This window comes from Pradoshia sp. Z4_20, from assembly GCF_058216035.1.
Map to the genome: position 1 here is coordinate 69713 of NZ_JBZAJD010000006.1, position 19636 is coordinate 89348.

19 protein-coding genes are annotated in these 19636 nt (G+C 39.6%); 3 read left to right on the forward strand and 16 right to left on the reverse strand.

Annotation, left to right across the window (positions count from 1 at the left end; all coding sequences use genetic code 11):
• Positions 1-87 precede the first annotated feature (87 nt).
• Both AC4BHP_RS13930 and AC4BHP_RS13935 read right to left on the reverse strand, forming a co-directional pair.
• Entirely contained in the window at positions 88-948 is an 861-nt protein-coding gene (locus AC4BHP_RS13930; RefSeq protein WP_490552870.1) for a Cof-type HAD-IIB family hydrolase, read from the reverse strand.
• Positions 945-1625, reverse strand: a complete 681-nt coding sequence (locus AC4BHP_RS13935) for a DNA alkylation repair protein (protein WP_490552872.1) — start codon at positions 1623-1625, stop codon at positions 945-947. Before AC4BHP_RS13935 ends, AC4BHP_RS13930 begins: the two co-directional genes overlap by 4 nt.
• 639 nt (positions 1626-2264) lie before the next feature.
• Here AC4BHP_RS13935 and AC4BHP_RS13940 point away from each other — a divergent pair.
• Positions 2265-3257: a YeiH family protein gene (locus AC4BHP_RS13940; RefSeq protein WP_490552875.1), complete on the forward strand. Its 993-nt coding sequence runs from the start codon at positions 2265-2267 to the stop codon at positions 3255-3257.
• Between the two features lie 114 nt (positions 3258-3371).
• Positions 3372-3995: a LysE family transporter gene (locus AC4BHP_RS13945; RefSeq protein WP_490552879.1), complete on the forward strand. Its 624-nt coding sequence runs from the start codon at positions 3372-3374 to the stop codon at positions 3993-3995.
• 3 nt (positions 3996-3998) lie between these two features.
• Here the strand turns inward: AC4BHP_RS13945 and AC4BHP_RS13950 are convergent, their stop codons facing one another.
• The 10 genes from AC4BHP_RS13950 to AC4BHP_RS13995 form a co-directional block, all read right to left on the reverse strand.
• Entirely contained in the window at positions 3999-5366 is a 1368-nt protein-coding gene (locus AC4BHP_RS13950) for an amino acid permease (protein WP_490552881.1), read from the reverse strand.
• Positions 5367-5508: 142 nt separating this feature from the next.
• The gene (locus AC4BHP_RS13955; protein WP_066109465.1) at positions 5509-5706 is read right to left on the reverse strand and encodes a cold shock domain-containing protein; all 198 of its coding nucleotides are present in this window, start codon (positions 5704-5706) and stop codon (positions 5509-5511) included.
• 389 nt (positions 5707-6095) lie between these two features.
• Positions 6096-8285 carry a DNA topoisomerase III gene (locus tag AC4BHP_RS13960; RefSeq protein WP_490552884.1) on the reverse strand — a complete coding sequence of 730 codons (2190 nt, stop codon included), beginning with the start codon at positions 8283-8285 and terminating at the stop codon, positions 6096-6098.
• Positions 8286-8437: 152 nt separating this feature from the next.
• Positions 8438-8791: a monovalent cation/H(+) antiporter subunit G gene (gene mnhG, locus AC4BHP_RS13965; protein WP_217491087.1), complete on the reverse strand. Its 354-nt coding sequence runs from the start codon at positions 8789-8791 to the stop codon at positions 8438-8440.
• Positions 8769-9053 carry a Na(+)/H(+) antiporter subunit F1 gene (locus tag AC4BHP_RS13970; RefSeq protein ID WP_066109471.1) on the reverse strand — a complete coding sequence of 95 codons (285 nt, stop codon included), beginning with the start codon at positions 9051-9053 and terminating at the stop codon, positions 8769-8771. The genes mnhG and AC4BHP_RS13970 overlap by 23 nt, the downstream gene beginning before the upstream one ends.
• Positions 9053-9529, reverse strand: coding sequence for a Na+/H+ antiporter subunit E (locus AC4BHP_RS13975; protein WP_490552890.1), 477 nt, complete (start codon positions 9527-9529; stop codon positions 9053-9055). Before AC4BHP_RS13975 ends, AC4BHP_RS13970 begins: the two co-directional genes overlap by 1 nt.
• A 33-nt stretch (positions 9530-9562) precedes the next feature.
• On the reverse strand, positions 9563-11041 hold the full coding sequence (locus AC4BHP_RS13980; RefSeq protein ID WP_490552893.1) for a Na+/H+ antiporter subunit D: 1479 nt from the start codon (positions 11039-11041) through the stop codon (positions 9563-9565).
• On the reverse strand, positions 11034-11372 hold the full coding sequence (locus AC4BHP_RS13985; RefSeq protein WP_490552895.1) for a Na(+)/H(+) antiporter subunit C: 339 nt from the start codon (positions 11370-11372) through the stop codon (positions 11034-11036). Before AC4BHP_RS13985 ends, AC4BHP_RS13980 begins: the two co-directional genes overlap by 8 nt.
• 2 nt (positions 11373-11374) lie before the next feature.
• The gene (locus AC4BHP_RS13990; protein WP_066109486.1) at positions 11375-11797 is read right to left on the reverse strand and encodes a Na(+)/H(+) antiporter subunit B; all 423 of its coding nucleotides are present in this window, start codon (positions 11795-11797) and stop codon (positions 11375-11377) included.
• On the reverse strand, positions 11794-14193 hold the full coding sequence (locus AC4BHP_RS13995) for a Na+/H+ antiporter subunit A (RefSeq protein WP_490552898.1): 2400 nt from the start codon (positions 14191-14193) through the stop codon (positions 11794-11796). Before AC4BHP_RS13995 ends, AC4BHP_RS13990 begins: the two co-directional genes overlap by 4 nt.
• 185 nt (positions 14194-14378) lie before the next feature.
• Here AC4BHP_RS13995 and AC4BHP_RS14000 point away from each other — a divergent pair, with 185 nt between their 5' ends.
• A complete protein-coding gene (locus tag AC4BHP_RS14000) occupies positions 14379-15029 on the forward strand; it encodes a universal stress protein (RefSeq protein ID WP_066109492.1) in 651 nt (216 codons plus the stop codon).
• 65 nt (positions 15030-15094) lie between these two features.
• Here the strand turns inward: AC4BHP_RS14000 and AC4BHP_RS14005 are convergent, their stop codons facing one another.
• From AC4BHP_RS14005 to AC4BHP_RS14020, 4 genes are all read right to left on the reverse strand, one after another.
• Positions 15095-15658, reverse strand: a complete 564-nt coding sequence (locus AC4BHP_RS14005) for a site-specific integrase (protein ID WP_490552901.1) — start codon at positions 15656-15658, stop codon at positions 15095-15097.
• A gap of 316 nt (positions 15659-15974) precedes the next feature.
• Positions 15975-16643 (reverse strand): beta-phosphoglucomutase, encoded by a 669-nt coding sequence (gene pgmB, locus AC4BHP_RS14010; RefSeq protein ID WP_490552903.1) that lies wholly within the window; start codon positions 16641-16643, stop codon positions 15975-15977.
• A complete protein-coding gene (locus tag AC4BHP_RS14015) occupies positions 16640-18949 on the reverse strand; it encodes a glycoside hydrolase family 65 protein (RefSeq protein WP_490552905.1) in 2310 nt (769 codons plus the stop codon). Before AC4BHP_RS14015 ends, pgmB begins: the two co-directional genes overlap by 4 nt.
• A gap of 293 nt (positions 18950-19242) precedes the next feature.
• Positions 19243-19620: a YckD family protein gene (locus AC4BHP_RS14020; protein ID WP_066109504.1), complete on the reverse strand. Its 378-nt coding sequence runs from the start codon at positions 19618-19620 to the stop codon at positions 19243-19245.
• Positions 19621-19636 lie beyond the last annotated feature (16 nt).

A 19636-nucleotide genomic window follows, 5' to 3' on the forward strand; every position in this document is an offset into this window, starting at 1 on the left:
TTCAAAAAAAGGGGGGGATACTTTGGAAAACTTCATTGTAGTACTATGATAGCCATATTCTGGACCACCTATACCTAATTTTTAAATTTATTTTTGAACGATGTACTTATAAATGATATGGGCGACACCATCCTCTTCATTTGTTAAGGTAACATCCTTGCACAGCCCTTTAATCTCATCGGATGCATTACCCATAGCAACGGACATCCCCGCTTTTTCGAACATAGATAAATCATTAAAGTTATCTCCCACAGCAATTGTTTCTTCAAGTGGGATTCGTAATTTTTCTAGCAATTTCTCCAAAGCTATTCCCTTAGAAACACCACTCTGGTTAATTTCAATATTCCCCTTACCGGATGAAGTGACAGTTAGTCCTTCCATCTCTCCAAGAATAGTGCCAGTATTTTTTAGTTTATTCATATCAGAGGAAAAGACTAGTATTTTGTATATTTCGATATCCTCTTCATTAATTAGCTGGAAGTAATCGTCTGTCGCAAATAAGAATCCAAATTTAATTCTGCCTTCAGCAAATTCACGAACTTTATCTTCTTCCTGATCAGGATTGGCACTCAAGAAGATATCGACAAGTGAATCAATAGCCTTTTCGGGGTTTTTGGAAAATGTCCCCCTGTTTGTATACATTTCAAAATAAAGATCCATTTCTTCCAAAAGCTTGACTGTCTCCACTAAGCTTTCTTGCTTCATCGGATTGGAATCCACCAAACTGCCTTCCTGATTATAAACAGCTGCTCCATTTAAACTGATAATAGGACAGTGAAAGTTAATCTCATCAAGTGCAAACCTTGCTTCTTTATAAGATCGGCCCGTAGCAACAATTACTTGTCCCCCGCTATCCCTTACTGCCTCCATCGCCTTTCGGTTCTCGTCACTTACCATTTGATGCTCATTCAGTAATGTTCCATCCATATCGGTTGCTATACACTTCATACAGTCTCCCCCTTTAGAAAATGCTTACTACCTTCTCTTCTGCTGAGAGGTGCAAGCTCTATTTTTTTTATAAAGTTCTTCACAGACTCCGGATCCGTTTTTGAATATTCTCTCAGTGCCCACCCAATCGCTTTTTGAATAAAGAATTCTTTACTATCCGCATTTTTCAATATGTAGTCATATAAGATTCTCTCATTTGTTTGCCCTTTATAGGAAAGTTGAAAGAGGATTGCTGTTCTACGTAGCCACATATTATTATCTATTACCCAATCATTCATAATAGTATCTATTAAATCAGGATTTCTTAATACCAAATTGCCAACCAGCTTAGAGGCAATCATATCTACGGTATCCCACCAAGATTTTGTCGTAATTAATGTTTTTAGTAGCGGTAAATCCTTTACTTCCAGTTTGTCGATATAGTTAGCAAGGTAATCAAGCGCAGCATTTTGCCATTCTCTCTCCGGCATATTCCAAAGCTTTAAACAAAATTCATGTGAAAGCGGCATAGCAAGAATACCTGTTTCCTTAAAGAATACAGACATACATTTTCTTCTTTCCGGGGTTTTAATCCCGTAAAAAGGAAATTGATTCTTCATATATTGCGCCATTGCTACTGCCTGTTCTTCATTCTTTTCATTCTCAAATAACTGTTTTAAACGATCAATATAATCCACATTTCCACCTCACCTATTCACCCCTGTATAATCCAGCTTCAGGGCCTAGCCGCTCGAGTCATAAGTGTAGCTGCTGCAGTAGAGGAAAAGCGCTCTCCCTCCGAGCCTCTCCTTATGCGTCGGAGCTGAGCAGTCGCCCAGCTTTTTGATTAATCTACTTTGGCTCCTAGCTCCTCGAGGTCATAAGGATAGCGATCACAAAGACCTTGCCACACGATGTGGCGTTCTTAGTCTTTGTTCCTTAATTCGCCTGCCTCCGAGCCTCTCCTTGTGCTTGTCGGAGCTGGGCAGTCGCCCAGCTTTTTGATTAATCTAGCTTCAACGGCTAGAATCTCAGGACATAAGCATGGTCTCAGCAGGAGGGAAGAACACCTCCTTCCGAGCCCCTGTCTTATGCTCCTCGCTTCTGGCAAGCCGTTTCAGCTTTTTGTATAAATGAGCCTGTATTGGATAAACATACAATTAATTAATTGAGTGTTACCTCTTTTTTATTAAGTCTAAGAATATTAAACTAGGGAAGTAGCTTCATGGAAGCTATTGCCAGAACTCATAATAACCTGGCTATGTATATACATATATTCTACGCATACATAATGACTGTTTTCAAATTTAGTGATGAAAGAATTAGGAGTGTCTACTATGAAAAAACAAACTCAATCTCCTTTATCATTTTGGGGAGGTCTGGGCTTCACTGCCTTATTGGCGCTGCTTGGATTTGTCCTTGCTGAATTGCCCTTTTTCGAATACATAGGACCATTAGCATGCAGTATTTTGCTCGCCATCCTGTATCGTAACATTCGCAGCTATCCAACAAATTTACGAACAGGCGTTCAATTTTCAGCAAGAATTCTCTTACGTGCTGCCATTATTTTATATGGGTTGAAATTAGATATGCAGATTATCTTTAGTGAAGGTCTTGGCCTTTTGGGTAAAGCTCTGATTTGTATCGTATTCTCTGTAGCCCTCATGGTATTGCTTGGCAAATGGCTGAAAATTGATCCAATGATTTCTTTCCTGCTTGGTGCAGGGACAGGAATATGCGGCGCAGCGGCTATAGCAGCCGTATCGCCTATAATGGATTCAAAGGAAGAGGATACAGCGATGAGTGTTGGGATGATTGCATTAATTGGTACAATTTTTTCAGTCGCCTATACGATGCTTATTCCAATCCTCCCCCTAACACCTACTGAATATGGAATTTGGTCCGGACTTAGCTTACATGAATTGGCTCATGTAGCTTTGGCATCTGAGCCTGCAGGGGAAGCTGCTGTTACAATGGCTTTATTAGCTAAATTATGTCGTGTTTTCTTGTTGATTCCTTTCTGTTTTGTATTAGTGTTCTGGATGAAACGTAAACAAGGCGCTGGCAGCCAATCCTCCATTCCATTTCCATGGTTTCTTCTAGGATTTCTGGCCTTAAGTATTTTTCGAACTTATCTTGCTGGCTCTTGGTTTCCTGAATACTTATATGATTACATTGCCACGCTGACCACCTTTCTGCTTTCTATGGCCATGGCTGGGCTAGGTTTAACAATTGATTTAAAAGAGCTTAAGAAACGAGCAAGCCTTCCCTTGCTTACACTGGTTATTACATCCGTTCTTCTATCAATTCTGACGTACTTTTGGGTATGAGCCATTTGAGGCTTATGCCTCTTTTTTTATGTTTTCCTTAAATTCTTTTTTGTCGTACAAGCCTGCATACATGCATATGATAATTTGAGCAATTAAAATGGAGGTATACATTGTATGTATGGATTATTGGGATATGTCTATCTAGGAATTTCCTTATCGGCCCCTCTTGGACCAATTAATGCTGCACAAATGGAAATTGGTTTAAGGCATGGATTCTTAAATGCCTGGGTATTCGGGCTTGGCGCTATTCTAGCCGACATCTGCTATATGCTTGTTGTTTATACCGGGTTGGCTCAATATATGCAAGTTCCTCTTATCCAAACCTTTCTCTGGTTATTCGGCGCTTTCGTGCTTACTTATTCCGGAGTAGAGAGTCTGGTTGCTGTATATCATAAAAAAAACCAAAGCAATATTCGGAACAAGGATATCACTCGTTCCTTTCGCTCTGGCTTTTTTATGTCGCTATTGAATCCATTATCCATTCTTTTTTGGCTTGGCATCTATGGCTCTGTACTCGCCAAAACCGTGAGTCATTTATCTCCTCAACAAATCATCATTAACAGCTTGGCTATCCTTGTGGGGATATTAATTTGGGACTATTCGATGGCGATGATGGCATCCATATTTAGGCGCTATTTAACCAATAAGCTCTTAGCAGGAATTTCAATCATATCTGGAGTTTCCTTAGTCGGCTTTGGGATTTATTTTGGTGTTATGGGGATTCAATCCCTAATTTAGTTGTTAGTTATGGATTCTTCTCCTTGTTAAAGGCCGTTTTCGTTTTCGAATCATCGCCATAATAATTGTAATCAGGCCTACAAAAGAAACAAAAGCTAGACTTACGAAAAAGCCCATTCTTGTATCCTTTTCAATGACCGTCCCAACAATAGCCAGCGCAATAAGCCCAAGCCCTATAGTACGCTTTATTTTATCCTTTGTTTTTAGGTCAGCGAGCTTGGAATACGTCAATAAGATTAATATCCAATTGTACAGTATCAGTAAACTCGCACCTGTCGTAAAATATTCATAGACCTTATCAGGCATCACTCTCGATAGAACGATCGAGATCAGCAAACCAGTCACGGTTACAGCAAAAGCAGGCAATGGGATTGCGAATCTCCCTTTTTTGGTCCCTTTTTTGCCCAGTATTTTCGGTGCATCTCGATCCTCAGCTAATGTCATTAGCATATTCGCAACGGAAAAGAGTGAAGCAGACATTGTTGAAAATCCAGCAATGATCAAGGCTCCATTAAAAAGATGCATGATGAACCTAAATGGATAATAACTCAGGACCGTTAAAAACGGGCTTTCTTTTAGATTAACCTTATCCCATGGCAACAGCATTACGACCAAGCCTAGGGATATGATGTAAATGACGGTTAACGCTAAAATCATGACTCTTCCTGCTTTTGGAGCATCCTCTTTCTTCTCTAATCGCATAGACATAATTCCAAGTACTTCAATACCTCCAAAGGCAAAGAAAGCAAAAACGAGAGATGACCAAGTTTTCTTCCAATCTGTCGGAAAAACCTCCTTAACCGTTGAAGGAATATCAAATGTTCCTTTTCCATCAATCACACCACACAAGCCAAGAATCACAATAATGACAAACATTAAAATTGCGGATACTTTAACGATTGCACTGACGTTCTCCATCGGTTCAAACAGCTTTGCTCCAATAATAATAACAATCAGTCCAAGTGCTCCGTAGATGGCTGCAAATATCCATAAAGGATATTCAGGAAACCAGAACCTAGAAAACAGAGACAGAGCTGTTAATTGGCTTCCCATTATAAGCATTTCTGAAAACCAGTAAACCCAACCATTTAAGAACCCAAAAGAACGTCCAAACGCCTTACGGGAGTATGTACGAAAAGATCCTTTTTGAGGATCTTTTTCCGTCATCTTTGCTAAAGCCTCATATACGATATATGTCGTACATGCCGCAAGTAAAAAAGCAATTAATATTGATGGCCCGGCAAGCCTGATTCCTAATCCGGAACCGAGGAAAAAGCCGGTTCCAATTGTGCAGCCTATTCCTATAAGGGAAAGCTGCCACCACTGCAGTTTTTTCTTTTCTTGATTTCCTTTCGCTGCTGCTTTTTTCATATCCTATTCCGCCCTTTGATTTATATCAGATTGTATCCTCAATTAATCTGCTCCATCCAGGCGAAACTTATGCTTTATTTGCTTGCCAATATAAAAAGGGTACAATCCGAAAAGGATTGTACCCGATGGTTTTCTAATTTAATTAGATACGCTCTACATTAGCAGCTTGTGGGCCGCGATTTCCATCAACGATTTCGAATTCAACTTCTTGACCTTCTTCAAGAGTTTTGAATCCTTCACCTTGAATAGCAGAGAAGTGTACGAATACATCGTCACCATCTTCACGCTCGATAAAACCAAAACCTTTTTCTGCATTAAACCATTTTACTTTTCCGACCATTTTTTTGGCCCCCTAACTTTTAGTGAAAATTTTAAAAGTAGAAAACCAGAAAAACCTTTTCTGTCTAAGCATGTACTTAAAGACTGTAAAAATTTTTTTGATCTTCAAACCTTTTTGCTGTTTTATTGTAACATACAGTTTCCTAATTAACAAACAATTTAAACAAATCAAACTAATCCAAAATGTGATGTTTATTCCAATATAGGGTAAAAATATAGTTTGTATCTTCTTTATCAATACAAAATGAAACTTTTGAACTGCTTCTTCATAAAGGCTCGTTAATTCAACTGGTACCACTTAATCTTCATCAGTCCCTGATTTTTAACAAAAACGCCTATCCTCTGAAATTAGGATAGGCATTTTTGACTTTGAAAAATCAACTTAATTCTCTAGTCAAATTTCATTCCTTTTAATAAATCAGCAAATGGATTGTTGATAGGCTCCGTTTCCTTTTCTTGTTGTTTCAAGTACTTTTGTACAGTTCGTTTATCCACTTTTCCGCCAGACTCTTTTTTACGCCTCTCTTCAAAAGCAGATAATTTTTCACGGTATCCACATTTACAGGTAAATATTTGTCCCTGACCTTCGCCACGGAGTTCCATTTTCTTTTTACATTGAGGGCATCGTGCATTAGTGACACGTGACACGTTCTTTCTATGACCACATTCGCGATCTTGGCAAACAAGCATTTTGCCTTTCTTTCCATTTACTTCCAACATAGGTTTCCCGCATTCTGGGCAGGATTTTGTGGAGATATTGTCGTGCTTATACTTTTTATTGCTGGCTTTAATTTCTGCCACAATTTCTTTTGTATGCTCTTTCATCTCATTAATGAATACAGCCTTTTTCATTTTCCCTTTAGCGATTAGCTCAAGTTTTTGTTCCCACTCTGCTGTTGTGGTTGGCGACTTCAATTCTTCCGGTACTAAATCAAGTAACTGGCGTCCTTTAGAAGTAATATATATATCTTTTCCACCACGTTTTTCGATTAAGAATGAATTGAATAATTTATCTATAATATCTGCACGGGTTGCAACTGTACCAAGCCCGCCAGTTATCTTTATCGTATCTACAAGCTTCTTATCCTTTGTTTCCATGTACTTCGTAGGGTTTTCCATCGCTGACAGTAAAGTAGCCTCTGTAAAACGCGCAGGCGGCTTAGTTTGACCTGAAGTTTGCGATATGATCGTAATTGCTAATTTGTCACCCTTATTGATTTTCGGAAGTAACTGTTCCTTCACCTCATCGCCAGATTCCTCTTCCTCAAAACGATTGTTATAGACTTCCTTCCAGCCTGGCTGAATCACTGTTTTACCACGGGCGATAAAGGACTCTGGGCCAATCTTCGCATGGACTGTTAATTGCTCGAATTCATGGGCCGGAAATAGAACAGCGAGGAACCGTTTCACTACCAAATCATAAATTTTACGTTCCTTATCATTAAAGGCAGCATAGTTAACGAAGCCTTCCGTTGGAATGATGGCATGGTGGTCGCTGACTTTACTGTCGTCAACAAAGGCCTTCGTCGCCTTAATAGGCTTATTTATAATCTTATTTACTAACTTACGATACTCATTACCGCCGATTGCCTTTAAGCGCTCTGGAATGGTGCTGACAATATCAGATGATATATAGCGTGAATCAGTACGTGGATATGTTAGTACTTTATGTTGTTCATATAGTTTCTGCATAATATTCAGTGTTTCTTTAGCTGAATAGCCAAAGATCTTATTAGCATCACGTTGAAGTTCTGTTAAATCATATAAGGCAGGTGCAAAGTTTTTCTTTGCTTTGCGTTCAATAGAAACTACATTCGCCTCTTTATATCCAAGCGATTTAACAATTGCATCTATTTTTTCTTTATTAAAGCTGCGGCTATTACCATTCACATCTTGCCATGTTAATTTAAGCCCAGCAGCTTGCGCTTCAATTCCATAATAAGTTTGCGGTTTAAAGTTTTTGATTTCATCTTCACGTGCTGCTACCATAGCAACTGTTGGTGTTTGGACACGACCACAATTTAATTGTGCATTAAATTTAGTTGTTAATGCACGACTTGCATTTAAACCGATATACCAGTCTGCTTCTGAGCGTGCTACTGCGGAAGCATATAAATTTTCATACGATTTGCCAGGTTTTAAGTTATTAAATCCGTCTTTTATCGCTTTATCTGTTACAGAAGATATCCATAGGCGCTTGATTGGCTTATTGACTTTTGCTTTATCAATAATCCAACGTGCAACTAATTCTCCTTCCCTTCCCGCATCAGTAGCCACAATTATTTCATTCACATCACCGCGACTTAATTGTGCTTTTACAGCATTAAACTGTTTTCCAGTTTGTTTAATGACAACTAATTTCATACGTTCTGGAAGCATAGGAAGATCTTCTAGATTCCATGTTTTATATTTATTATCATAAGCTTCAGGATCAGCTAAAGTGACTAAATGCCCTAATGCCCAAGTAACTATATATTTGTTTCCTTCGAAAAATCCATTACCCTTCTTTGTACATTTCAGTACATTCGCAATATCACGGGCAACGGAAGGTTTTTCAGCAATGACTACACTTTTTGCCATATTTCTAAACTCCTTTACTAACTATGTACTGTCAATATACCATAGTTTCAATGTTTGAATTGAATAGACATCCTATCGCTTTTTTTCCAAATTAAAACTGCCCTATAAAAGTTAGATTTAGTCTAACCTTTAGTGGGCAGTTCAACTATCTTTCATTTAGACTTCAATAATTTCTTCAAATCATCACGGACTGTCCGGTCGGTAAGTTTTACGTTTGAGCGATAAGCTGCCCGGCAGATGATATGGCCTGCTACCGGAGCAGTCAGGAATACAAAGAATATTCCGAGAAGCAACCGTATACTAACATATCCTTCACCAATTAAAAAAAACAGAAATGCTCCCAGAAGGATGAATAGTACTCCAAGTGTTGTACTTTTTGATGCTGCATGGGATCGTGTATAAACATCCGGAAGCCTAATCAGCCCAACACCACTTAGAAGGGTTAAGATTGTCCCCGTAAGAATACAGACAGCAGCAATCCACTCACTTATCATTTCCACGTTCAATGACCACACCCCTTTCTATGAATCTCGCAAACGCGATAGTCCCGATAAAAGAAAGGATCCCTAACAACAATATGATGTCCAAGAAGGCATGGGATTTGAACAGTACAGAAAAAATAGCCACACCTGAAATTAAGTGGATTCCAATTGAATCCAGTGCCATAACCCTGTCTGGCATGGATGGACCTTTATAGAGGCGATAGATGGAAATGAGAATGGATAACGTTAAAATGAATAGCGCTACAGTCATGGCTTTTTCAAACATTATCGTGTAACCTCCTTAATCGCCTTTTCAAAGCTCATTTTTGCCTGAATAATCGCTTGTTTAGATTCTTTCAAGTCCATGGCATGAATATAGAATGTTTTGTTGTCCGGCGAAATCTCCAATACCACGGAGCCTGGTGTCAGCGATAATAGCAAAGCCAACATTGGTATTTCCCAATCTCCATTCAGATCTGTCTTTAAGGCAAAAACCGCCGGCTGAACATCTATTTTTTTACGTGTGACCTGCCTCAGAACAAGCACCGTAGAAGAAACGAGCTCTTTAAGAAATACAAATAGCAACTTTAATATAGAGAGAAATGTCCCCATGTAGAAGGATTTGTTGAAAAAGCGACGTACAAAAAACAAAATAACGACTCCCACTAGATATCCGGCAAAGAACGAAGGGAAACTCCATTTATCCTGCAAGAGCATCCATAAGAAACCAATGAATATATTAAGCAAGACTTGAACGGGCACAACGACCACCCCTTTTTGTTTATAGACTAGCTACTATTCTCCTAAAACCGCATCGATATATAAATCAGGGTTCATCAAGCCTTCGGCAGCCAACTGGATATAAGATGAGATTATTTCTCCACCCAATCCCAGAAAAATTGTTGCAGCCGTCAAAAGCGTAATTGGTATAATAACCCCTCTTGTTGTCCCTTTCTCCATTTCTTCACTTAGGTTTGTCTCACCCCAGAATGCATTCATGAAGATTTTCATAACAGAATATAGCACTAACAAGCTTGATAGTAATCCAATTGCCCCCAGCCAATAATCTCCGGCTTCAAAGGTACCTTTTGTAATCAGCATCTTCCCGAGGAAACCACTGAAAGGTGGGATACCTGCCAACGCCAAGGATGCGACAAAGAACATCCAGCCAAGAAACGGATGAGTCCGGATTAAGCCGCTGATTTCCTTTAATTTAGCAGTGCCTGTTAGGTAAATAACTGTACCGCCGATTAGAAAAATCAGTGCTTTCACATTGATGTCATGCACAAGATAATAAATTGAACCTGTAATGCTGCCTGTTGTGAAAGCAGCAAGTCCGGCCATAATCAAACCGACAGAAATGATAACATTGTAGGTCAAAATTCCCTCTATATCCCATCTCGAGACCGCACCGATAGCTCCGAGTAACATTGTCGCTGCCCCTAGGATTCCGATCAACAAGTGAGTGATTTCTGGTTGATGATAGAAAATCAATGTAAACATACGGAAAATAGCATAAATTCCAACCTTGGTGAGCAAAGCCGCAAAGATTGCTGCCACCGCTGTAGGTGGAACACTATATGATCCTGGCAACCAATGAAATAGCAAGAGACCGGCCTTCAGGCTGAAAACCATGAGCAGTAAAATCGCAACGGTCGTCAGCAGCCCATTTTGTCCCGCTTCCGCAACACGGACAGACAGATGCGCCATATTCAATGTACCTGTTACAGCATATAGGTAGGCAACGGACACAAGGAAAAAGAAGGATGACATGACATTAATCAATATATATTTGATTGATTCCCTGAGCTGTTTTTTCTCCCCGCCAAGTGTAATCAATGCATAGGAGGAAATCAGCATCAGTTCGAAAAAGACAAATAGATTGAAGATATCTCCGGTCAAAAAAGATCCGTTCACACCGCTGATCATAAATAAGAACAATGGATAGAAGAAATTTTTCTCTCTTATCTTTCCAATTGTGTAATAGGCGTAAAGCAAACAACAGAAAGACACAAATGCCGTTATAATCAACAGAATGACCGCAAACATATCGGCGACAAGGCTAATTCCATAAGGGGCCGCCCATCCCCCTGCCTGCAGAACCTGTATGCCCTCCACTTTTACTTTCATAGCCATTAGCACTGAAACCATTCCCGTGGCTAGAATTGCCAGAAGAGCAATTGATCTTTGCACATATAAGTTTTTTCTGAATATGACCATGATAAGTCCCGCGATAAGCGGAATAATGACCGGCAGAATGATTATATTATTCATCTTCATTTCCCCTTAATTCATTCATATCGTCAGTTCCCAAGACTCGGTAACTACGATAGGCAACCACCAGAAAAAGACCTGTAACTGCAAAGTTAATAACAATCGCTGTCAGGATGAGCGCCTGTGGCAGCCCGTCTGTAAAGGAAGTGCTTTTCAATCCTAACAATGGCGGACCCCCGGTCTTTAATCCCCCCATTGTTAAGATTAAAAGATTGACAGCGTGGCCGATCACCGAAGTCCCAAGAATGATTCTCAGCAGGCTTTTGGATAGGACCATATATGTTCCAATTGTGAAAAAAACACCTACAAGTATAGACATAACTGTTTCCATAATTATCGATCCTCACTTATGCTCAGGATGATTGTCACAGCTGAACCAATGACAGCTAACGCTACACCAGTGTCAAATATAAGAGCGGTAGCTAGTTCCGTTTTACCTAAAATCGGAAAATCTACATAACCATACGTTTGGGAAAGAAAGGGAACACCGAACAGAAATGAACCGACACCCGTAAGAATTGCAATCAGTACACCGATCGCTGCCACTGTTTTAAAATCCACAGGAATAATCTTATTGACCGCTTCCGTCCCAAGCGTCAAATACATGAGTACTAGTGCACTGGCAATTCCCAACCCTCCGATAAATCCTCCTCCAGGGTTGTGATGCCCCGAGAAGAACAAATCAATGGAAAAGGTGAGGATAATCAATACTGCAACTTTTGTTACGGCCGTCAATAAAATATCATTAGGCTTCATTTTTTATCCCTCCCTGTAACATTGACCTTGATTAATGTAAAGACAGCCAATCCTGCAATACACAGGACCGCCACTTCGACCATCGTATCAAGTCCCCTGAAGTCAACCAAGGTCGCGTTCACTATATTTTTAGCTCCGGCAAGCGTATAGGAATCTTCGAAATACCCAGAAATCGTTTCAAACAAACGGGTACCATTGGCGGAAAGGGCCAATAGTGTTACCGTCAACCCCACTCCAACTGAAATCAACATATTGGTGAATTTGAAACGAACTTTACTTACTTCTTTTCGAAACTCTGGCAAATGATAGAAGCACAGCAGGAATAAAGCGACTGTCACTGTTTCCACAACCAATTGCGTCAGCGCCAGATCCGGTGCCTGAAAAATAACGAAAAGAATAGACACTAGATATCCAAGGGCACCAACAGCAATAATCGATGTCAGTCGATACTGGGAAAACAGTGCGATTAAAGCGGTCACCACCATACCAATGACCATCACAGCTTCATAAATGCTCACCGGTGAATCCTTAGACATATCGAAAGCAAAACCGTTGAACAGCCACAGAGAACCACCAACAATGAAAATAAAAAACGCAAAAATATAAACTAGGTAATCACGTGTATATCCAGTCATGTACTTCTTCGTTGCATAAGCAGATAGCGATTCCATAAGCAGCAGAGACTCATTGTATATATTGTTAAACGTCAGGCTTTGCGGATACCAGCCGAATACCCTGATCCACTTAGGCAGCAGCTTGTATAGCAATAGGCCAACTAATACGACACCGATTGTCATCAATAATTCTGTATTAAAACCATGCCAAGCACTAATCTCCTTACCCAACCCTCCTGCTGCCGCATAATCCGGCAAGATTGATATAAGGGCAGGATCTAAAATGTATTTTGCCAAAATGTTGGGGAAGAAGAATATCAGCACTACAAACATTGCCAATATAGCAGGCGGAATCAGCATACCGACGGGCGGTTCATGAGCAGCCTTTGACAGCATCTCAGGTTTATGTTCTCCAGTGAACGTCTTAAAGACCATAATCATACAGTAGACGAACGTTAGGATACTTGCTATCCAAGCAACAACAGGGAATATCATGCCGAACTTTTCCATCCCGAAAATATCCATCCCTGAAGCATTCACCACGCCGGTAAAAAACATTTCTTTACTCAAAAAGCCATTGAATGGCGGTAATCCTGCCATAGAGAAACTTCCAATCATAGTGATCGTGAAAGAAATCGGCATGAGGCTCATTAACCCACCCAGCCTTTGCAGATTCCGGGTTCCTGTCTCATGGTCAATGATTCCGACAACCATGAACAGACTTCCCTTAAAGGTTGAATGGTTAACCAAATGGAATACAGCGGCCATAATAGCGATTGCATATACTTTCGATTCATCGCCATAGCCAAAATAAATGGCAGCAGACCCCAATCCTAGTAGACTCATGATCAAACCGAGCTGACTAATTGTCGAATAAGCGAGCAAGGCCTTTAGATCTTTCTGACGAACTGCATTCCAGGATCCGTATAATAAAGTTACAATTCCGACCAAGGATACCGTCCAGAACCAAACTGCATCACCGCCAAACAAAGGGGTTAACCTAGCCACCAAATAGATGCCGGCTTTGACCATTGTAGCCGAATGGAGGTAAGCACTGATTGGTGTCGGTGCCTCCATCGCATCAGGTAGCCAAAGACTAAACGGAAACTGAGCTGATTTAGTGAAAGCTCCCAGTAAAATTAAAATCATCGCAGGTAAAAAGAGGACATTCTCCGGCAATGATTTAGCTTGGGAGATCATTTCACGGATGCTATATGTATCGGTAATGATGGAAAGGAGCAACAACCCGGCCAACATAGATAATCCACCGAAAATGGTGATTAGCATCGACTTCCGTGCTCCTTCTCTCGATTTTTTCCGTTGGTACCAATAAGCAATCAACAAGAAAGATGAAATACTGGTCAGTTCCCAGAACACGTAAAGGACGACAACATTATCCGAGAAAACGACTCCAAGCATGGCCCCCATAAACAACATCAGATATACATAAAAGTTATGCAGCTCCTCACGAGCCCTGGACATATAGAAAATCGAGTACAAAATGACAAGCGATCCGACACCTGTGATTAACAAACCGAATAAGAGGGACAATCCGTCGACATAAGCCGTGAAATTAATCCCGAATGATGGCAGCCATATAAATTCACTGGTCAATGTATTCCCAGCCGTTGTAATTGGGATATACTGTAATAAGGAGATAAAGATGATGACCGGCAAAAAAAGAACAAACCAGCCTATATGTAATCTTTTATTGAACATACTATGGAGGAAAGGTATCAGAACCGCAAAGAAAAACGGTAATAAAATCATTAAATTAATCATGTCCTCGCGCTCCCTTCATCATAGAATACTGTACGCACACACAAAAGTGACGATATATCCAACGAACCCTTTTTATATTAGTAATATTTACGCTATTTTGTGTAATAATAATTGACTGAAAATCTAGCATGGGCTATATTCGTAATAGTCCAATGAACTACCATCTATTTAGAGGTGAACTTTTAATGAAAAAATGCAAAAGCCGAATGGACGAAAGCATCCTTGTGTGTGTCTATTACGGCCCCAATGGTGATCGCTTGATCCAGCGCGGCAGTAAAATCGCCAACATGTTGGATTGTCCCCTATATATCTTGACAGTGGACCCAAGTCCTTTTGATGAACTAGACGCTGAGAAATCCGAAAGTATTGAGAGATGGCGTCAGCTCGCCGAGGAATTGGAAGCAGAGGAATTCATACTGAAAGATAATGAGAAACGACCGTTTGCAAAAGTAATAGCGGATGTGGCACGTGAAAAACAAATTTCACAGATCATCCTTGGTCAAACAGCACAAAGCCGTTGGGAACAGATTGCTAAAGGTTCGATTATAAATACTTTGTTGCGAGATATTCCATTTGTTGACATTCATATAATATCCGTCGCCCGGGCATTGAGAGATGACCCAGACGGCCTTTACGAAAAAGGCGTGCGTGCCTATCTCGAAAAAGAAGACAATCATTATCGGCTGAGCTTTGAACATACAAAGAAAAGTGAATTCGAGGGTATCTTCTTTAAAGAAATCGGCACTGATTTCAATACTGGTATCTTTAAATTTATGAAAAACCAAAAAACACTGCAAGTAACCGTGACTGATAACTATGTCAAAGAAACTTTATGATGTGACACCTCCACAAAAAAATGTGGGGGTTTTTTCTTTTCTAAGGAAACTGGAGTCTGTTATACCTATAGATTCACATCAACTTTGACAGGAAGTTTTTCATTTTTGTCGATTCCCAAATACCGTAATGTTTCACCAGGACTATGATGATGATAAATGTTCATCAGGATTGAAATAGCAATCCCTTTTCGATAGGCATGATAACCAAATGTCTTCCGTAACGTATGGGTTCCGATTTTTCCCGGTATCCCCACTTCCTTAGCCGCACAATTAATAATCCTGTATGCCTGTTGCCTTGAGATAGGCTGCTGATTTTTTTTGGATTTGAATAAATAATCATCCGTAGAGAAATCAAAGGTTTCTAAATAATGTTTCGCAGCTTCTCTCACATTTTGATTGAGGTAAAAAGCCCTCTCTTCCGAAGTCTTTGCATCTTTTATATAAAGGAACTCCTTGAACTTCCCGTCTTCCCAGATATCACCCACCCGTAAAGAGAGCAGTTCACTGACACGGAGACCAGTATTAATTCCAAAAACAAATAATAGTAGATCACGCAAGGATTGCTTTTTAAGAATCCTTTTTATTGCGGTAATCTTGCGGATATCCTTTATGGGATCAACGTATTCCAAGGAAATACCCCCTAACTATAATGTTACTTAATTATGATATTATCAAAAATTAAGTAACATTACAAATATAGTGACTTGTTTGATTTTTTAATCTAAAACGCTTTATAAAGAGGCTTTATTAAAGTAAGGCAGCTCCATTTACTCCCTTTTCGCGGTTCTGGCAGTGGCCTGCAGGAGCACTCCCTGGATTTCATTAGCAATGTTATGTAGTAATAGCCATCTTTTAGAATACAGGCTAACGAGGAAGTATTTAATTGTTACTTAGGAATAAAAAGAGTAAAAAAGGCGCCCCAAAATTGGGACGCACTTAAATTGCTTAGTTTTGATATTCCTTTATTAATTCATCCAGCGATAGGTAAGATGTATTGCTGTATAGGAGATCCGCTTTAGCCAGTTGTTCTTTAGAGCCTATTCCGACCGCAAACATGCCAGCACTCTTAATGCCTTCAACTCCTGCTTCTGCGTCCTCAATCCCAATGCATTCATCAGCAGGGACACCAAGCTTTTCAGCGGCTTTTAAGAAAATTTCCGGATCCGGTTTACCCCTGTTAATTGTACGCGCATCAACCATATAATCAAACTGGTCACTGAGCTGTAAGGAGTTCATCACAGCCGGCGCGTTTTTGCTAACAGAAGCAAGACCCAGCTTATAGCCGGCAGCTTTTATATCAAGCAATAGCTGTTTAATGCCAGGTAAACTATCATTTGGTGTAATTTGCTTGATTAGCTCCATATAATGCTCATTTTTCTGTGCAGCCAGTTTTTCTTTTTCTTCAACCGTATAGGAAGATTGCTTATTCCCAATTTCCAGAATGATTTCAAGGGATTCCATTCGAGAAATTCCCTTTAATCTTTCATTATCCGCTCTGGTAAACTCAATTCCCAATTCACTGGCAAGCTGTTTCCAGGCAAGATAATGATATTCTGCTGTATCCGTAATAACACCATCCAAATCAAAGATAAACGCTTTTAATTCCTTACTCACGCGACCGTGTCCTCCTTCATTAGCGGTATTTTTACAACACCATCAGCAGGCAACTCAAATTCACTGCCGTAAACCTTGAGTTTCATTGCCGGGCCAGTTTGTGAAATACTCACTTCGTTTTTATTCACTTCAATAGTTAAATGATGATCTCTATAATTGATATTAAAGCTATAACGGTCCCATGCTGCCGGAATAAATGGTGCAAACGACAGCTCCTCATTAAATGTTTTCATGCCAGCAAAACCTTGTACAATCCCTAACCAGGAGCCTGTCATACTTGTAATATGAAGGCCATCCTCCGTGTCATTGTTATAGTTATCCAGATCCAGCCTTGCTGTTCTGGTATACATCTCATATGCTTTATCTTCCAGTCCAAGTTCAGCAGCAAGTATTGCATGAATACATGGAGACAGAGAAGATTCATGAACGGTCATTGGCTCATAGAAATCAAAGTTTCGGCGTTTTTCCTCACGTGTATATTCATTATTCAGGAAATAAATTCCCTGCAGGACATCCGCCTGCTTGATAAAGCAGCTGCGCAGAATTTTATCCCAGGACCATTTCTGATTTAGCGGGCGGTCTTCTGGCTTTAATTGCGAAGCAGGCATTAAATCTTTATCCATAAATGTATCATGCTGAATAAACACTTGATTCTCCTCATCATATGGATAATACATTTTATCAATGATATCCTGCCATTTATTTAATTCATCGTCTGTCATATATAAATCTGAAAATCTCGCTTCATGTCCATTCTCTTTTAAATATCCAATAACTTCAAGGGTGTAACGTAAAGTCCAGGCTGCCATTGTATTCGTATACCAGTTATTATTGACGTTATTGTCGTATTCATTTGGACCGGTTACTCCATGAATCATATATTGCTCTTTCTTTTTATTGTAATGAACACGGTCTGCCCAGAAGCGTGAAATCCCGACCAGTACATCTATGCCATATTCGTTAAGGTAACTCTTATCCCCTGTATAATTCACATAATTATAAATAGCATAGGCAATAGCTGCATTACGGTGGATTTCTTCAAAGGTAATTTCCCACTCATTATGGCACTCCACTCCTGTGAAAGTGACCATTGGATATAGTGCCCCTTTTAACCCCTGTCTCTCAGCATTGAGATAGGCTCCTTCGAGCTGGTTATGACGATAGATTAAGAGATTACGAGCCACTTCAGGCTGAGCTGTTGCCAAATATAATGGAATCGCATATGCTTCAGTATCCCAATACGTTGCACCACCATATTTCTCGCCTGTGAATCCCTTAGGTCCGATGTTTAATCTGGCATCTTCTCCATAATAGGTTGAAAACAGCTGAAATAAATTAAAACGGATTCCCTGCTGCGCTTCAATATCTCCATCAATTTGGACGTCCGCTAACTCCCAGCGCTCTGCCCATCGATCGCAATGTGCCTTTAAGCAAGCTTCATAGCCTTGTTGCATAGCTGTATTAACAATTTCCAGACCCTTTTCACTTAAAAATTCTGAAGCATGATCACGATCTGTTGTGATAGCCACATATTTAGTTAACGTAACCGTCTTACCTTCTTCAGTTGGAATTTCAATTTTATTATCTACATATTCTTCGTGTTGGAACGGTTTGATATCGGCCGTGTTGCCATTGATTTCAAGACCCATCGTCGCAGAGACTGTAAATCTGTCTGTTCCGAAAGGGTTTTCATTTGTTTGCATAACCAAATTACCCATGAGCTCAGATGAGCTGGAGGAAATATAATTCCAGAAGTCTTCTTCATAGTTGGAATCTTCATTGCGAACTTCACCATCTAAATAAGGAATAAAGGTAATCACACTATCATGGTTAATTGGTGTAACCGAATACTTGATCACCGCTAGTTGCTTCTCTGCAATTGATAAATAGCGTACTACCTCAACAGCTGTTTCTTTACCAGCTTGTGAGACCGTAAAGCTTCTCGTAAGAACACCATTTTTCATATCGAGTTCACGGCGGTAATTACTCATTTCCACTTTATTAAGGTCAATTTCCTCCTCACCAATAAAAACACGAATTCCGATAAAATTAATGGTATTGATCACTTTACCAAAGTAATCGGGATAACCGTTTTTCCACCATCCAACCCTGGTTTTATCCGGAAACCAAACGCCTGCCACATATGTCCCTCTATGACTATCACCTGTATAGGTTTCTTCAAAATTACCTCTTAACCCCATATGCCCGTTTCCAAGACTTGTCATACTTTCAGCAAGTCTAAAATCCTCTTTATGTAACTCTTCTTCAATAATTTTCCACGGATCTATTGAGAACAGTCTTTTCATATAATACCCCTTTCCATCTTCCCTCAATTATTTATTTAATAGAATATATATAGGCTTCTACTGTTTGTGCAATCGGTTGCATAAAAGTACATTCTCATTATAACCGATTCATTAACTTATGAAAGCATAAAATTAAAAATTCTAAAATTTATCTAAAATTTATTACATCTACGTGAATTTGAATAGTAGGATAAAAAGCCTTTTTTAATGCCCTACTATCCTTTCTTCTATAATTACTCAAAAATAAAAATACCTCTAAAGAATTCTATTCCTTAGAGGTTATTCATGCTTTATTATTCGTTAGATTCAGTCCCAGGACTGTTTTCATGCGGCGGCTTACCAGGGTGGGTACCTCCAAAAGGATGTGGAGGAATATATCCGTTTGCCTGTATTCTTTCAAATCTTTTATCCATATGATTCTTTAACATATCAGCATTCTGCTTAGACATCACACCGAATTCAACATACTTTTCAACAATAGCCTTTTCCTTTTCCATCACTTCTTTATGCATCGCAGCAAGCTCTGCTTTCTGTTGTTCCGTTAAAGTTGGCCTTGTTTGCTTTGTTTGATTATCGCCATTTTCTGCCGCATGTACGACGGTATTGGATATACCAATTGAGGTAAAGCTCAAAACACATGCCATTATCAACAAGAGAGACATTTTTTTCATTAGTATTTTCACTCCT

Coding starts and splice junctions, on each gene's coding strand:
- AC4BHP_RS13960 (WP_490552884.1), bottom strand. CDS start 8,285: ATGGCAAAAAGTGTAGTCATTGCTGAAAAACCTTCCGTTGCCCGTGAT.
- AC4BHP_RS13950 (WP_490552881.1), bottom strand. CDS start 5,366: ATGAAAAAAGCAGCAGCGAAAGGAAATCAAGAAAAGAAAAAACTGCAG.
- AC4BHP_RS14015 (WP_490552905.1), bottom strand. CDS start 18,949: ATGAAAAGACTGTTCTCAATAGATCCGTGGAAAATTATTGAAGAAGAG.
- AC4BHP_RS13930 (WP_490552870.1), bottom strand. CDS start 948: ATGAAGTGTATAGCAACCGATATGGATGGAACATTACTGAATGAGCAT.
- AC4BHP_RS13985 (WP_490552895.1), bottom strand. CDS start 11,372: ATGGAAACAGTTATGTCTATACTTGTAGGTGTTTTTTTCACAATTGGA.
- AC4BHP_RS13940 (WP_490552875.1), top strand. CDS start 2,265: ATGAAAAAACAAACTCAATCTCCTTTATCATTTTGGGGAGGTCTGGGC.
- AC4BHP_RS14000 (WP_066109492.1), top strand. CDS start 14,379: ATGAAAAAATGCAAAAGCCGAATGGACGAAAGCATCCTTGTGTGTGTC.
- AC4BHP_RS13990 (WP_066109486.1), bottom strand. CDS start 11,797: ATGAAGCCTAATGATATTTTATTGACGGCCGTAACAAAAGTTGCAGTA.
- AC4BHP_RS13945 (WP_490552879.1), top strand. CDS start 3,372: ATGTATGGATTATTGGGATATGTCTATCTAGGAATTTCCTTATCGGCC.
- AC4BHP_RS14020 (WP_066109504.1), bottom strand. CDS start 19,620: ATGAAAAAAATGTCTCTCTTGTTGATAATGGCATGTGTTTTGAGCTTT.
- AC4BHP_RS13980 (WP_490552893.1), bottom strand. CDS start 11,041: ATGAATAATATAATCATTCTGCCGGTCATTATTCCGCTTATCGCGGGA.
- AC4BHP_RS13995 (WP_490552898.1), bottom strand. CDS start 14,193: ATGATTAATTTAATGATTTTATTACCGTTTTTCTTTGCGGTTCTGATA.
- AC4BHP_RS13970 (WP_066109471.1), bottom strand. CDS start 9,053: ATGTTTGAAAAAGCCATGACTGTAGCGCTATTCATTTTAACGTTATCC.
- AC4BHP_RS13955 (WP_066109465.1), bottom strand. CDS start 5,706: ATGGTCGGAAAAGTAAAATGGTTTAATGCAGAAAAAGGTTTTGGTTTT.